This is a genomic window from Pseudomonas sp. NMS19W, from assembly GCF_051554255.1.
Classification (GTDB): domain Bacteria; phylum Pseudomonadota; class Gammaproteobacteria; order Pseudomonadales; family Pseudomonadaceae; genus Aquipseudomonas; species Aquipseudomonas kribbensis.
On sequence record NZ_CP136718.1, the window covers coordinates 123,114 to 136,238 of the forward strand.

At 59.1% G+C, this 13,125-nt stretch carries 14 protein-coding genes; 12 read left to right on the forward strand and 2 right to left on the reverse strand.

The features are described 5' to 3' along the window. Window positions 1–85: 85 nt before the first annotated feature. Window positions 86–1,030 carry a LysR family transcriptional regulator gene (locus tag R1A29_RS00465; RefSeq protein ID WP_438300346.1) on the reverse strand — a complete coding sequence of 315 codons (945 nt, stop codon included), beginning with the start codon at window positions 1,028–1,030 and terminating at the stop codon, window positions 86–88. A gap of 165 nt (window positions 1,031–1,195) precedes the next feature. On the opposite strand from R1A29_RS00465, the gene R1A29_RS00470 reads away from it, so the two are divergent. Continuing rightward, window positions 1,196–3,556: a TonB-dependent receptor gene (locus R1A29_RS00470; RefSeq protein WP_438300347.1), complete on the forward strand. Its 2,361-nt coding sequence runs from the start codon at window positions 1,196–1,198 to the stop codon at window positions 3,554–3,556. A 12-nt stretch (window positions 3,557–3,568) separates the two neighbouring features. On the opposite strand, the gene R1A29_RS00475 is transcribed toward R1A29_RS00470, so the two are convergent. Then, on the reverse strand, window positions 3,569–3,928 hold the full coding sequence (locus tag R1A29_RS00475) for a hypothetical protein (protein WP_438300349.1): 360 nt from the start codon (window positions 3,926–3,928) through the stop codon (window positions 3,569–3,571). Between the two features lie 327 nt (window positions 3,929–4,255). On the opposite strand from R1A29_RS00475, the gene R1A29_RS00480 reads away from it, so the two are divergent. From R1A29_RS00480 to R1A29_RS00530, 11 genes are all read left to right on the forward strand, one after another. Continuing rightward, a complete protein-coding gene (locus R1A29_RS00480) occupies window positions 4,256–4,582 on the forward strand; it encodes a hypothetical protein (RefSeq protein WP_007952780.1) in 327 nt (108 codons plus the stop codon). Window positions 4,583–4,962: 380 nt separating this feature from the next. Then, window positions 4,963–5,775 carry an energy transducer TonB gene (locus R1A29_RS00485; RefSeq protein ID WP_438300350.1) on the forward strand — a complete coding sequence of 271 codons (813 nt, stop codon included), beginning with the start codon at window positions 4,963–4,965 and terminating at the stop codon, window positions 5,773–5,775. A gap of 45 nt (window positions 5,776–5,820) precedes the next feature. After that, on the forward strand, window positions 5,821–6,546 hold the full coding sequence (locus R1A29_RS00490) for a MotA/TolQ/ExbB proton channel family protein (protein WP_007952775.1): 726 nt from the start codon (window positions 5,821–5,823) through the stop codon (window positions 6,544–6,546). Window position 6,547: 1 nt separating this feature from the next. After that, window positions 6,548–6,949: an ExbD/TolR family protein gene (locus tag R1A29_RS00495; protein ID WP_003220570.1), complete on the forward strand. Its 402-nt coding sequence runs from the start codon at window positions 6,548–6,550 to the stop codon at window positions 6,947–6,949. A 168-nt stretch (window positions 6,950–7,117) separates the two neighbouring features. After that, window positions 7,118–7,699: an alpha/beta hydrolase gene (locus R1A29_RS00500; RefSeq protein ID WP_085712674.1), complete on the forward strand. Its 582-nt coding sequence runs from the start codon at window positions 7,118–7,120 to the stop codon at window positions 7,697–7,699. 56 nt (window positions 7,700–7,755) lie between these two features. Further along, window positions 7,756–8,688 (forward strand): sigma 54-interacting transcriptional regulator, encoded by a 933-nt coding sequence (locus R1A29_RS00505; protein WP_438300351.1) that lies wholly within the window; start codon window positions 7,756–7,758, stop codon window positions 8,686–8,688. Between the two features lie 167 nt (window positions 8,689–8,855). After that, window positions 8,856–9,653, forward strand: a complete 798-nt coding sequence (locus R1A29_RS00510; RefSeq protein WP_007952772.1) for a MetQ/NlpA family ABC transporter substrate-binding protein — start codon at window positions 8,856–8,858, stop codon at window positions 9,651–9,653. A gap of 471 nt (window positions 9,654–10,124) precedes the next feature. Continuing rightward, window positions 10,125–10,790 carry an amino acid ABC transporter permease gene (locus R1A29_RS00515; protein WP_438300352.1) on the forward strand — a complete coding sequence of 222 codons (666 nt, stop codon included), beginning with the start codon at window positions 10,125–10,127 and terminating at the stop codon, window positions 10,788–10,790. After that, the gene (locus tag R1A29_RS00520) at window positions 10,771–11,430 is read left to right on the forward strand and encodes an amino acid ABC transporter permease (protein WP_065261360.1); all 660 of its coding nucleotides are present in this window, start codon (window positions 10,771–10,773) and stop codon (window positions 11,428–11,430) included. Before R1A29_RS00515 ends, R1A29_RS00520 begins: the two co-directional genes overlap by 20 nt. Next, window positions 11,427–12,224, forward strand: coding sequence for an amino acid ABC transporter ATP-binding protein (locus tag R1A29_RS00525; protein ID WP_438300353.1), 798 nt, complete (start codon window positions 11,427–11,429; stop codon window positions 12,222–12,224). Before R1A29_RS00520 ends, R1A29_RS00525 begins: the two co-directional genes overlap by 4 nt. Continuing rightward, entirely contained in the window at window positions 12,221–13,099 is an 879-nt protein-coding gene (locus tag R1A29_RS00530; protein ID WP_323161034.1) for a transporter substrate-binding domain-containing protein, read from the forward strand. Before R1A29_RS00525 ends, R1A29_RS00530 begins: the two co-directional genes overlap by 4 nt. The last annotated feature ends 26 nt before the right edge of the window (window positions 13,100–13,125 follow it).

The window sequence follows — 13,125 nt, forward strand, 5'->3', positions numbered from 1 at the left end:
AAAGACAGGCGAGGTTTTTCGCTTTCGGCGAGGGTGTTCGGCAAGTGCATTCGGGGAATGCTTGCCATGCATGAAACGCATGAGCTCAGACGGCGAGGTTCGCCAGTGAACACACCTCCTCCTCCACCGCATCGATCGCCTTGATCTGCTCGATCATCGCCTCGGCCAACGGTGACAGCCGATACCCGGCGCGACTGACAATTCCGTAACGGGTGTAAAGCTCCTCGAGATCATCCGCCAACGCCTCGACTTTCAAACACACCAGCTCACCCCGGGCCTGATGCAGCGCATCCGAATAGGCACCGACGATGCCGATCGCGTCGGAGCGCAGCACTACACCGAGCAGACTGGCGCTGTTCTCACACTCGACATTGGGTATGAAATCCGGGCGGCCACTGAGGTCGACGATGACTTTGCGCAGATTCGGCGGGCGAATGCTGACCGCCAGTGGATAACTCATCAATTGCTCGGCCGAAACCCGCTCAAAAGCAGCCAACGGATGCCCGGCGCGACAGCAGAAATGCCATTTGCGTGGCCGCAACCGATGGGTCAGATAATCCGGATCCGCCTCGAAGTGGCGAGTGTCGGCGACAAAGAATTCGAACTCCTCGCTCAGCAATCTTTTGCTCAGGCTCTGCCAGTCATCGACCTGGTAATGCACCCTCGCTTTCGGATAGCGGCCGATGAAGCTGCCGATCGCTCGCGGGATCAATCCTGCCGCCGGCGCCGGGCCACAACCGAAGCGCAATTCCCCCGCCTCCAGCCCGTTGAACTGGCTGATCTCGTTGGCCATTTGCTGCGCACCGCTGACCAGCCGCCGCGCGTGCTCAAGCAGCACCTGACCCTGTTTGGTCGGCGGCAACTCCTTGCGTCCGCGATCCACCAACTGACAACCGACGCTGTGTTCCAGCGCCTGAATGCTGCGGCTGAACGCCGACTGCGACAGGTTCACCGCCTGCGCGCCAGCGACGAAGCTGCGCTGTTCGGCGAGTGCGATGAAGTGTCTGAGCTGGCGCAAGTCGATATGCATTTTTCACATAAAAAATATCCGGGAAATGCATTGGATATGCATTAGGTCGACTCCTTATAAAGGCAATCTCTTATGCAGTAAATCTTTGTAAAAACATAAATAAATAACTTAAGAGAATATGCGGCACAGAAGATGTCTGCGTGTTTTTTGACCAGGAGCAGCCCCATGAGTCCGTTGAACCTCGCTTCACCGCCGCCGCCACGACGGCTCAAACGCTTGCCTCTGGCCCTGTTGCTGGCGGGGAGTGCCAGCTGGAATCAGGGTTACGCCGATGAAGCCCAGACCCCTGTCTCGGCACCGGCAGGCAAAACCGCGACCGCCACGTCGCAACTGGAAACCGTGACTGTTACCACCCGCCGCCGCGAGGAAAGTTCGCAGGATGTACCAACGCCGATGAGCGTGGTCAGTGGCCAGACTCTGGAAACGCAGCGGGTCTATCGCATCCAGGATCTGCAGCAACTTGTACCCAGCGTCAACGTCGCCTACATGCATGCACGCCAGTCCAGCGTGTCGATTCGCGGCCTGGGCAACAACCCGGCCAGCGACGGTCTGGAAGGCAGCGTCGGCCTGTACATCGACAACGTTTATCTGGGCCGTCCGGGGATGGCGGTTTTCGACCTGATGGACATCGAACAGCTCGAAGTCCTGCGCGGGCCGCAGGGGACGTTGTTTGGCAAAAACACCACCGCCGGGGTGATCAACATCAGCACTCGCGCACCGAGTTTCACCCCAGAGCGCAGCATCGAAACTTCGGTCGGCGAGGACGGTTATTTCCAGACCAAGGGCACGCTTTCCGGGCCGCTCAACGATCAACTGGCCGGGCGCATTTCCGCTTATCGCACCCGCAGCGACGGCGACATCAAAAACGAATTCAACGGCCATGACTTGAATGGCGGTTCCCGCGACGGCTTCCGGGCACAGCTGTTGTTCAAGCCCAACGAGAATTTCAATCTGCGCTGGATCGGTGACTACAACGAAGAGGATTCCAGTGCCGGCACCCGCGTGCTGTACAACACCGGGCCGACCATCAATGGCGTCAACCTCTATCAGTCCCGGGCCAATGCTGCCGGCGCGACACTGGTCAACGGCTCGCACCGCAAGGTCAATCTGGACAATGACCAGCACGTCACGGTGCATCAGGGCGGTACGTCGGTGGAGGCTAACTGGACGCTGCCGAGTGACTTCACCCTGACCTCGATCAGCTCCTATCGCTACTGGAACTTCACCCCGGCCAACGACGATGGTCTCAACGTTGCGGCAACCTATAACGCCGGCGTGTCGGTGGAGGACAAGCAGTACTCGCAGGAATTTCGACTCGCGTCGCCCAAGGGCGAGTTCTTCGATTACGTGCTAGGCGCGTACTACTTCGGCTCGGATCTGGACAACAAATCCTTCGCCTATTACGGCCCCCAGGCAGACATCTGGAACGGCACGCCACGGGGCGCATTGGCCAACGTCGGCAGCGTTGGTCGCGGCCACATCCAGACCGACAGTTTTGCACTGTTCGCCCAAGGCACCTGGCACCTCACACCGCGCCTGGATTTCACCGCCGGAGTACGTGGCACCTATGAAGAGAAGAACGCCTGGGTCAATCGCGATGCGCCGGTCGGTGGCGCCGCTGTCACGGGGGCCGCAGCCACTGCACGACGCGGACGTACTGGCGCTTACGACTCTGGCGATCTCAACCAGTACAGCTCCAGCCCGTCCGGATTGCTCAACCTCAGCTATCGCATCACCGATGATCTGCTCGGCTACGCCACGCTCTCCCATGGCGAGAAATCCGGCGGGGTCAACCTCGTGGTCGGTTCCGCTCCGACCGCTGGCGCCGACTCGTTGCTGATCGGCACCGAACGCGCCAACAACGCCGAGCTCGGCTTCAAGAGCACCCTGTGGGACCGCCGTCTGCAGCTCAACGCCAACCTGTTCTGGACTCAGGTCAACGCCTACCAGACCAACGCCTACGACGACGTCAACCGCGTGCAATACCTGACCAACGCCGGTTCAGTGCGCTCGCGTGGTGTTGAATTCGAAAGCACCGTGATCCCGTTGCGCGGCCTGACGTTGAACTTCAACGGCTCGTTCAACGACGTCAGTTATCTCTCGTACAAGGACGCGCCGTGCCCGCCGGAAGTCAGCCAGGCACCGGGTGCTCCGGCCTCTTGCGACCTCAGTGGTCATCAGGTCGTCGGCGCCTCGAAATGGATCGGCAACGCCAACGGCAAATACGAATGGAATCTGGCCAACGGGCTTCAACCTTACGTCACCGGCAGCTATGCATTCCGCTCCAAAGCGGTGGGCACGGTCGAGGATTCCGACTACGGCCAGATCCCGAGTTACGCGGTGGTCAATCTCTCCACCGGCCTGCGCGGCGATTTCAATCAGGGCCAGTGGGACGTCTCGCTGTGGCTGAAAAACGCCTTCGACAAAACCTACTACACGACCCTGTGGACCGGCGGCAACGGCGGTTATGAAGGCCTGCTCGGTACGCCGCGCACCCTCGGCGTCACCGGTCGCTACGATTTTTGATGAGCAAACCGTCTACTGGACGTAAATACAAATCGGCGCCTTGCAGGCGCCTTTTTTCGCTGTGACCGTAATGTACTTGATGGCCGAATTTTCAGGCAGCTGAATGCTAATGGGGGCGTCAGGGTATGTCTGGCTCTGGTACGACTCTGCCGGTTCGAGCGTTTGTGGCGCGACGCCTGGCTGAATGACTTTGATCGCGACTTGGCTTTTGTTCCAGACTTCAGCTCTGACCTCGACCGCCTTTGTTTCACTGGGGCCCTGGACTGGATCGATAGCGACCTGTCCGTCAGGCAATATGGCGGTGTCTGCAGTAGCTGTTTGTAGAGACAGCGACAAAAGCAAAGGGGTGAGGCAGATCATTTTCATGTCCATTTCAATCGTCCTCGATAAACGTATGGAGTCATCTTTCTTTAGCCTTCTTGGCGTCCTCTGATTAAACGTGGCAGGCAGGTCGCTGTCACCTGTTAGAACTAACAGGTGTATCTATTGCAAACCGAAATAAGTGGTCGCTGGGCAAGTGACGGAATTAAATTTCGTTTTGATATAGCTAATAGCGATGGGTTAAGCTCTTATCGCAAAATGGTCGGTTGATACTTTGGACATTGTTTGATTGTCGAGCCATGATTCGTCTTGTGAGTTTCCAGGAGGAAACTTGCTCTCATCGGAAGACACTTATCAAACGATAAAGGAAATCTCGTTATGTCGAGCATTAATGGCAACTATGTAAACGCTAACGCTGGCGCCAAACTGACGATTACCGATGGCAACGACTCCAACGGCACCTTCAGCGGAAAATTCAGCCAGAACGGCGTGAACTACGACATCGCGTACGGTCACTATCACTTCCAGAACAGCACCGGGCAGCCTACGATCATTACTTTCGCGGCTCTGAATGACGGCACTGGCTATCAGTCCTGGACCCTGTTCTCGCCGGATCACAACTACTCGAAAGTTCGTGCGGTGGGTTCGCGCACCAACTTTGACGGTGATGTAGTGGGTCTGGCCGGGGAGTTTGTGAAGCAATAAGAAATTCTGCAAGTCGAAGGCCGATGCATTAAACATGCATCGGCCTTTTTATTTGTCTCTTGAAAAGTTCGTCAACTATCACCTTGGAATTAGTTGTCACCGGATCCCGGGTCATCGATAAACCGATGCCTTGGATGAATACTTTTTATGCCGGGAAAGCATGTCGATTCCGGCGAATCGCTGGAAGCCTTGTGGGCCGTGGCTTTGGCGGAAATGACTGTTTCTTATATTCCATAAACATCTATTCATAACATGAAAGATTACTTTCGGAGATAAGCCTCCAGCCCCAATGATTGACCCATCGATCACGCCGTGGGGGATTCAACAAGCGGCGAATCGGCTACGCGAAAAAACGCAAAGAGACCGCAGGGAGTAAATCAATGGGCAATGTCCAGACCGCCGCCAGTGCACAGGAGGTGCTGTGGCGCCAGGCGCCGAGCGGCGAGTTGGTCGATCTCGGCCGGCCCCATCGCGTGCCGTTGGGGCAGCTGCGTTTGCAGCGGGCGCCCAAGGGCATTCTGAGCCGCCGCGAAACGATTCTGCTCGGCGTTCTGGCGCTGGTGGTGCATGGCGCGGTGATCTACTGGATCAACCAGCATCCGACACCGGCGCTGCCGATCGTGCCGCCGGAAATTCCACCGATGACCATCGAGTTTTCGCGCCCGGCACCCCCGGCGCCGCCAGAGGTTGTACCGCCGCCACCGGCACCTGTGGTCGAGCCACCACCGCCGGTGGAAGACGAACTGGCAACCAAGCCGCCACCAAAACCGAAGCCGATTCCCAAACCGAAACCGGTCGCCAAACCGGTACCGAAACCAGCACCCAAAGCGGTCGAGCAACCGCCGGCTCCGCCGCAACCGGCCGTTCCGGTCGCCGCGCCAGCGCCACCTGCACCACCGGCGCCTGCTCCGGTGACGCCGGCCTCGGCCAACGCCGCGTACCTGAAGAACCCGGCGCCGGAATATCCGTCGCTGGCCCAGCGTCGCGGTTGGGAAGGCACGGTGTTGCTGCGGGTGCACGTACTGGCCAGTGGCAAACCGGGCGAGATCCAGATTCAGAAAAGCAGTGGCCGGCAACAGCTCGACGACGCGGCGCTGGACGCCGTGAAGCGCTGGAGCTTCGTGCCGGCCAAGCAGGGGGATGTCGCCCAGGACGGCTGGGTCAGCGTGCCCATCGATTTCAAGATTCACTAAACCGAAACCAAATTCGCGCGAAATGTTTACACGAGGGAACACATCATGACGTTACTGGCATCTCCACTGGAATCCATCGAAAGCGCGGTGATCTGGCTGCTGGTGGTCTTCTCTGTCGCCACTTGGGGCCTGGCGTTGCTCAAGGCGCTGCAGTTCGGCCGGTTGAAGGCGCAGGACCGCAAATTTCACAAGCGCTTCTGGGCGGCGTCGAGTCTGGACTCTGCCGCCGAGTTGAGCGAAACCCAGCCCGGCGCTGCAGCGCGGGTGGCACAGGCCGGTTATGCGGCGATTCAAGTGGGCGAGGCGCCGCAGGCCAATGACTTGAGCCAGGCGATCAACCATCAGGATCGCCTCGAACGCGCCTTGCGCCAGCAGATCGTCCGCGAGCGTCGTTCGCTGGAAACCGGTCTGGCGGTGGTCGCGAGTATTGGCAGCACCTCGCCGTTCATTGGTCTGTTCGGCACGGTGTGGGGAATCATGGAGGCGTTGAAAGGCATCAGCGCGGCGGGCTCGGCGAGCCTGGAAACGGTCGCAGGGCCCATCGGTGCAGCGCTGGTCGCCACCGGTGTGGGGATCGCGGTCGCGGTGCCGGCGGTGCTGGTTTACAACTACTTTTTGCGTCGTCTGAAACTGACGGCGGCGGACCTGGACGACTTTGCCCACGACTTCTACAGCCTGGCGCAAAAGAGTTCGTTCCGCGTGCTGATCCACCCGACCGCGCACAAGGCTGCGGCCCAGGGCAACGCGACAAAAGTGAAGGAGGCGTCCTGATATGGCCTTCTCCACGCAAGACAGCGACGAGGTGCTGAGCGAGATCAACGTGACGCCGCTGGTGGATGTGATGCTGGTGCTGCTGGTGGTGTTCATCGTCACCGCGCCGCTGCTGACAAACGCGATACCGATCAACCTGCCGAAGACCGAAGCGGTGGCGCCGGTCGAGCAGAAAGACCCGTTGGTGGTGAGCATCGACGGTGCTGGAAAACTGTTTATCAACAAGGACGAAATCCAGCCGGATCTGCTGGAGTTCAACCTCAAGTCGGCCAAGGCCAAGGACCCGGAAGTGCGCGTGCAATTGCAGGCGGACGACGGGGTGAATTACGGCGAAGTGGCGCGAGCCATGGCATCGATTGAGCGGGCGGGCATCACCAAACTGTCGGTGATCACTGCGCGATAAGGGTTTCACGTTTTTCCGGGGCCGTCTCCTTGGCAGGGTGCGGCCCCTTTTTTGTCTGTAACTTGATATTCGTTTCAGATCTTAATAAATAGCTTCTTATTCCTTAACGAATATAAATCCCGTCCCTATACTCGATCAGGAACAGACACGACGCAGGAGAGCTCCCCCATGCGCAACGAATCAATCCGCTATCTGATTGTGCCGGGCTGGCAAGGATCGCCAGAAGATCATTGGCAAAGCCACTGGCAGAACAGTCTGCCGAACAGCGCGCGGGTGGAGCAGGCCGACTGGCTGACGCCGCGTCGTGAAGACTGGGTCGCGGCGCTGGCCGAGGCGATTGCCGCCGACAGCACACCGGTAATCCTGATCGCCCACAGTCTGGGTTGCATCACTGTGGCGCACTGGGCGGCCACCGCACCGTTGCAGCACCTGCGTCAGGTACGCGGTGCGTTGCTGGTTGCGCCGGCGGATGTCGAGCGTCCGGCTTGCGTGCCGGCACTGCGCAACTTTGCACCGATTCCGACTGACCTGCTGCCGTTCCCGAGTCAGGTCGTCAGCTCCGACAACGACGCTGCCGTCAGTGCGCCGCGTGCATTGGAACTGGCGCGCAACTGGGGCGCCGAGGCGGGGATTCTCGCGGGCGCCGGCCACATCAATGTGAAGTCCGGGCATCAACGCTGGGAGCAGGGGTTCGCGTATCTGTATCGCCTGCAAAACCGCATGGAACACCACGCCCGGCGTCGTGCCTGACCCCTTTTATTTCTTCAGCGCCCCCGTCTCCCGGCGATTTGGGGCGGGAGTCTGCCATGAGTTACGAAACCTTCGGTCAGCCGTTGCTGACCTTTCCCGATGCGGAAAAAAGTCCCCTGAGCATTCGCGCCAAGGCGCTGGTGTTCGTCGATCCACGCTCGCGCCAGTTGCGCGAGGAAATGGCCCGACTCGCACCGCGCTCGATCTCGGTGCTGATTCGCGGGGAGACCGGCACCGGCAAGGAATTGCTCGCCCGCCACATCCATCGCGCCAGTGATCGCGGCGGGTTGTTCGTCTCGGTCAATTGCGGGGCGATCAGCCCGACGTATGCCGACGCGGAATTGTTCGGCTATGCAGCCGGCAGCTACAGCGGTTCAGCCAGCAGTCGCGCCGGCTGGTTCGGCTCGGCCAACGGCGGCACCTTGTACCTGGACGAGATCGGCGACCTGCCGCTGCCGATCCAGACCAAGTTGCTCGCGGCACTGGAAAACCACGAAGTCACCCGCGTAGGTGCCCATCAACCGAGCCCGGTGGACGTGCGACTGGTCGCTGCGACCAGCATCGATCTGGCGCAAGCGGTGGCGGCGGGGAAATTCCACGAGCGGCTTTATCACTATCTCAGCGAAGGGCATCTGGAGCTGCCGGCGTTGCGGGCGCGGGTCGGTGACATTCTGTCGCTGGCCGAGTACTTCCTTGGCATCTACAGCCAGCGCCTGGATCTGCCGGTGCCGCTGATCAGCGAAGCGGCGCAGGAGGTGCTGGAGCAGCACAGCTGGCCGGGCAACACCCGGGAGCTGGAAAACGTCATTCACTTTGCGCTGCTGGTGAGCACTGGCGATGAAATCCTGCCGGAGCACCTGAACCTGCCCGAGGTGTCTGGGTCGCTGGTTCAGTTCGAACGTCAGGTGGCGAGCATCAGCGCCAAAGGGACTGCCGAGGAACGTAAGGCATTGAAAGAATTGCTATTGAGCCTGAGCGAGGCGTTGTAACCATTTTGTCCAACATGAACAAAATGGAATATGAAGCTGAATAAACGTTATTGTCCGGGAATAAAAAATCCCGGTATTGTCCGACTCACGCCAGCAGTAGCACATCGCTGGCACACGTATTGATGCCGTCGTCGATGACGACCGTGATTTTCGACTAAGGACACTGCATGAAAAAGGTTCTGTTGTTTACCGCATTGGCGGCTGCTCTGACTGCTTCCCTGGCCCAGGCCGGCGAAAAACTGGTGGTCGCCGCGACCCCGGTCCCACACGCCGAGATCCTCGAACTGATCAAGCCGACCCTCGCCAAAGAAGGCGTGGATCTGGAAATCAAGGTCTTCACCGACTACGTTCAGCCGAACGTGCAGGTGGGCGAGAAGCGTCTGGACGCCAACTACTTCCAGACCCTGCCGTATCTGAACAGCTTCAACCAGGGCAAATACAAGGACGACAAGGCCAAGTACCTGGTGACCGTACAAGGCGTTCACGTTGAACCGTTCGGTGGCTACTCGAGCAAGTACAAGACTCTGGCTGAACTGCCGGACGGCGCCACCATCGCCATTCCGAACGAAGGCAGCAACAGTGGTCGTGCACTGATCCTGCTGCAGAAGGCTGGCCTGATCGAACTGAAAGATCCTAAAAACGCTCTGGCCACGCCGAAAGACATCGCCAAGAACCCGCACAACTTCAAGTTCAAGGAACTGGAGTCGGCCCTGCTGCCGCGCGTTCTGAAAGAAGTCGACCTGGACATGATCAACACCAACTACGCGCTGGAAGCCAAGTTGAACCCGACCAAGGACGCCCTGGTGATCGAAGGCGCGGATTCGCCTTACGTGAACTTCCTGGTCGCCCGTGAAGACAACAAGAACAGCGACGCCATCAAGAAACTGGCCGCTGCCCTGACCAGCCCGGAAGTCAAAGCGTTCATCGAGAAGAAGTACAACGGCGCGGTATTGCCGGCGTTCTGATCTGACGCAGCAACACAACCCCTTCAGGTATGAAAACGCCGATGGCCAGTGATGGTCATCGGCGTTTTTGTGTGTGCAGGTGAGGGTGTCTTTAAGCTCAGGCTATCCCGGTTTTCAACGCCCGGCGCAACGCCACCAACAATTTCACGATTTCCTGCGGATCCAGTCGCTGCGGCACTTTTACGTCCATGTTCTCTTCCTTGTTATGGGTTCGGCCGGGGGAGTCTGGCCAAAAGCTGTTCGTCCTTGGAGGGCTTTTATGAAAAAAAGATCCGTCCTACAGCGTTGGGGACAATAGCCTTCCTCCTTCTTCCCGGCAAACCCGTCGATTAGTTTTTTGCGTGATATCAATATGCTTTAACGGTATTTAAATTCTTCTTTTTATACCTTTAAAGTCGGTGCCTGCAGGACAGCTACCCGCTGTCCATGGACTGCACCACCGTCGCTTACCGAGCGGCGTCAGGATGTTTCATGACCTTCGATTACGCATTTATCCTCAGCACGTTGCCGGCGTTTCTCAAAGCCGTGGGCGTGACGCTGCAGGTCGGTTTGATCGCCATTGGCACTTCGTTGCTGGTAGCGCTGCTGAACGCGACGATTCTGGTATTCCGCACGCCTTACCTGCAAAAACTGGTCGGGCTGTATGTGGAGCTGGCGCGCAACACGCCGATGCTGATCCAGCTGTTCTTCGTCTACTTCGCCTTGCCGGCACTGGGGATCAAGGTCTCCGGCTTCACCGCTGCGATCATCACCATGACGTTTCTCGGCGGTGCCTACCTCACCGAAGTGCTGCGGGCCGGCGTCGATGCGGTGCCCCAGGCACAGCTTGAATCGGGCCGCTCCATCGGCCTGTCCCATGGCCAGTTGCTGCGCTACGTGATCCTGCCGCAAGCGGGGATCCTCAGCCTGCCGTCGCTGTTCGCCAATTTCATTTTCCTGCTCAAGGAGACCACCGTGGTCTCGGCCGTGGCGGTGCCGGAGATTCTCTACACCACCAAGAGCTACATCGCGCTCTACTACAAAACCTACGAAATGCTCGCCGTGCTGACGCTGATCTGCGTGTTGTTGTTCCTGCCGCTGTCGCTGCTGTTGAGCCGTCTGGAAAGGAGGCTCCAGCATGGCCAGTTCGGGTCTTGAACTGCTCTGGGTGTCGTTGCCGCAACTGGCCAAAGGCGCCGGGCAAACCCTGTCGATCTCGTTCCTGAGCATTGCCATCAGTACCGTCGGCGGCGTGCTCTACGGTGTGCTGCGCACGCTCAACGTGACGTGGCTGAACGCGGTGCTGCGGATCTATCTGGAACTGTTCCGGGCGATCCCGGTGCTGGTCTGGTTGTACCTGCTGTTTTTCGGTCTGCCGATTTTCTTTGGCCTGAGCCTGCCGAGCTTCTGGTGCGCGGTGCTGGTGCTGTCGCTGTGGGGCGCCAGCGAGGTCGGCGAAGTGGCGCGTGGTGCGCTGCATTCGTTGCCGCGCGGGCAGCGTGAAGCGGGATTGTCGATCGGTCTGAACGCGGCGCAGCTCTACGGCTATGTGCTGATTCCCCAGGCGCTGAAACGCATGACGCCACCGACCATCAACGTCTACACGCGGATCATCAAGACCAGTTCGCTGGCGGTGCTGATTGGTGTGGTGGACGTGATCAAGGTCGGCCAGCAGATCATCGAGCGCACTTACGAATCGGTGCTGATCTACGGCGCGCTGTTCCTGTTTTTCTTTTTCATCTGCTATCCGCTGTCGGCCGCCTCGCGTGTGCTGGAGCGGCGTTGGACGCAAGCATGAGTGCATTGATCGAGTTTCAGGGTTTCAACAAATTCTTCGGCGAACAGCAGGTGCTCAAGGGCATCGACCTGCAAGTGAAGTCCGGCGAAGTCATCGTCATTCTCGGCCCCAGCGGCTGCGGAAAAAGTACCCTGCTGCGTTGCCTGAATGGCCTGGAAGTTGCCCACAGCGGCAGTCTGAAATTCGCCGGCCGCGAGCTGCTGGACAAGGCCACCGACTGGCGCGAAGTGCGTCAGCAGATCGGCATGGTGTTCCAGAGTTATCACCTGTTCCCGCACATGAGCGTGCTCGACAACTTGCTGCTCGGCCCGCTGAAAGTGCAGAAACGCGAACGCCGCGAAGCGCAGCAACAGGCCGAAGCGTTGCTCGAACGGGTGGGCCTGTCGGACAAGCGCGATGCCTTCCCGCGCCAGCTTTCCGGCGGCCAGCAGCAACGCATCGCCATCGTCCGCTCGCTGTGCATGAACCCGCGAGTCATGCTTTTCGACGAAGTCACCGCCGCCCTTGATCCGGAGATGGTCAAGGAAGTGCTGCAAGTGATTCAGGGCCTGGCCCGCGAAGGCATGACCCTGTTGATCGTCACCCACGAAATGGCCTTCGCCCGCGCGGTGGCCGACCGCATCGTGTTCATGGATGCCGGGCGCATCCTCGAACAGAACCCGCCCGAGCTTTTCTTTACGAACCCGCAAACCGCACGCGCGCAGCAGTTCCTGGAGAAGTTCTCCTACGTCGAAGCCCTGCCTTCAACGACTTCGTCCACAACGACTCAAACCAAGGAACTGGAACTGCCATGAAAACTGCCAAAGCCCTATTCGCACTCCCGCTGATCAGCCTCGCGTTGCTGGCCGGCTGCAACAAGACCGAAGAACCGGCCAAGCCGAAAGTCGCCAGCGAAAGCACTGCGCCGGCGGGTTACCTGGACAAGATCAAGGCCCGCGACAAACTGATTGTCGGCGTGTTCACCGATAAACCGCCGTTCGGCTTCGTCAATGAAGCGGGGCGCTATGTCGGCTTCGATACCGACATCGGCCGGCAATTCGCCAAGGATCTGCTGGGCGACGAAAACAAGGTCGAGTTTGTGGCCGTGGAACCGGCGAGCCGCATTCCGTTCCTGCAAAGCGACAAGGTCGACCTGATCCTCGCCAACATGACCGTGACCCCGGAGCGCAAGGAAGCGGTTGAGTTCACCAATCCGAACCTCAAGGTCGCGGTGCAGGCGCTGGTTCCGCAGGGCAGCGACGTGAAGAAGCTGGATGACCTGGCGACCCGAACCACCATCGTCACCACTGGCACCACCGCCGATATCTGGCTGACCAAGAACCACCCGGACTGGAAACTGCTGAAATTCGAGAAAAACTCCGAGTCCCTGCAAGCCCTGGCCAACGGCCGTGGCGATGCCTACGCCCAGGACAATCTGGTGTTGTTCAGCTGGGCCAAGCAGAACCCGGGCTACCGCGTGCTGGATGAAAAACTCGGCGCCGAAGCCCCGATTGCACCGGCGGTGAAGAAGGGCAATATCGAATTGCGTGACTGGGTGAATACCGAACTGGCCAAGTTGGGTGAAGAGAAATACCTGCTCAAGCTGTATGACCAATATGTGCGTAAAGAGCTAAGCGATGACACCAAGCCTGAGAGCGTGATTGTTGAAGGTGGGAAGTGGCAGGGGTGATTGTCTGATAGTCCGCGGTGAACCCT

Bases quoted from the DNA above. Each gene is read 5' to 3' on its own strand.
- R1A29_RS00470 (WP_438300347.1), top strand. From the start codon at position 1,196: ATGAGTCCGTTGAACCTCGCTTCACCGCCGCCGCCACGACGGCTCAAA.
- R1A29_RS00510 (WP_007952772.1), top strand. From the start codon at position 8,856: ATGAAAAAGGTTCTGTTGTTTACCGCATTGGCGGCTGCTCTGACTGCT.
- R1A29_RS00490 (WP_007952775.1), top strand. From the start codon at position 5,821: ATGACGTTACTGGCATCTCCACTGGAATCCATCGAAAGCGCGGTGATC.
- R1A29_RS00475 (WP_438300349.1), bottom strand. From the start codon at position 3,928: ATGGACATGAAAATGATCTGCCTCACCCCTTTGCTTTTGTCGCTGTCT.
- R1A29_RS00485 (WP_438300350.1), top strand. From the start codon at position 4,963: ATGGGCAATGTCCAGACCGCCGCCAGTGCACAGGAGGTGCTGTGGCGC.
- R1A29_RS00530 (WP_323161034.1), top strand. From the start codon at position 12,221: ATGAAAACTGCCAAAGCCCTATTCGCACTCCCGCTGATCAGCCTCGCG.
- R1A29_RS00515 (WP_438300352.1), top strand. From the start codon at position 10,125: ATGACCTTCGATTACGCATTTATCCTCAGCACGTTGCCGGCGTTTCTC.
- R1A29_RS00505 (WP_438300351.1), top strand. From the start codon at position 7,756: ATGAGTTACGAAACCTTCGGTCAGCCGTTGCTGACCTTTCCCGATGCG.
- R1A29_RS00465 (WP_438300346.1), bottom strand. From the start codon at position 1,030: ATGCATATCGACTTGCGCCAGCTCAGACACTTCATCGCACTCGCCGAA.
- R1A29_RS00500 (WP_085712674.1), top strand. From the start codon at position 7,118: ATGCGCAACGAATCAATCCGCTATCTGATTGTGCCGGGCTGGCAAGGA.
- R1A29_RS00525 (WP_438300353.1), top strand. From the start codon at position 11,427: ATGAGTGCATTGATCGAGTTTCAGGGTTTCAACAAATTCTTCGGCGAA.
- R1A29_RS00495 (WP_003220570.1), top strand. From the start codon at position 6,548: ATGGCCTTCTCCACGCAAGACAGCGACGAGGTGCTGAGCGAGATCAAC.
- R1A29_RS00520 (WP_065261360.1), top strand. From the start codon at position 10,771: ATGGCCAGTTCGGGTCTTGAACTGCTCTGGGTGTCGTTGCCGCAACTG.
- R1A29_RS00480 (WP_007952780.1), top strand. From the start codon at position 4,256: ATGTCGAGCATTAATGGCAACTATGTAAACGCTAACGCTGGCGCCAAA.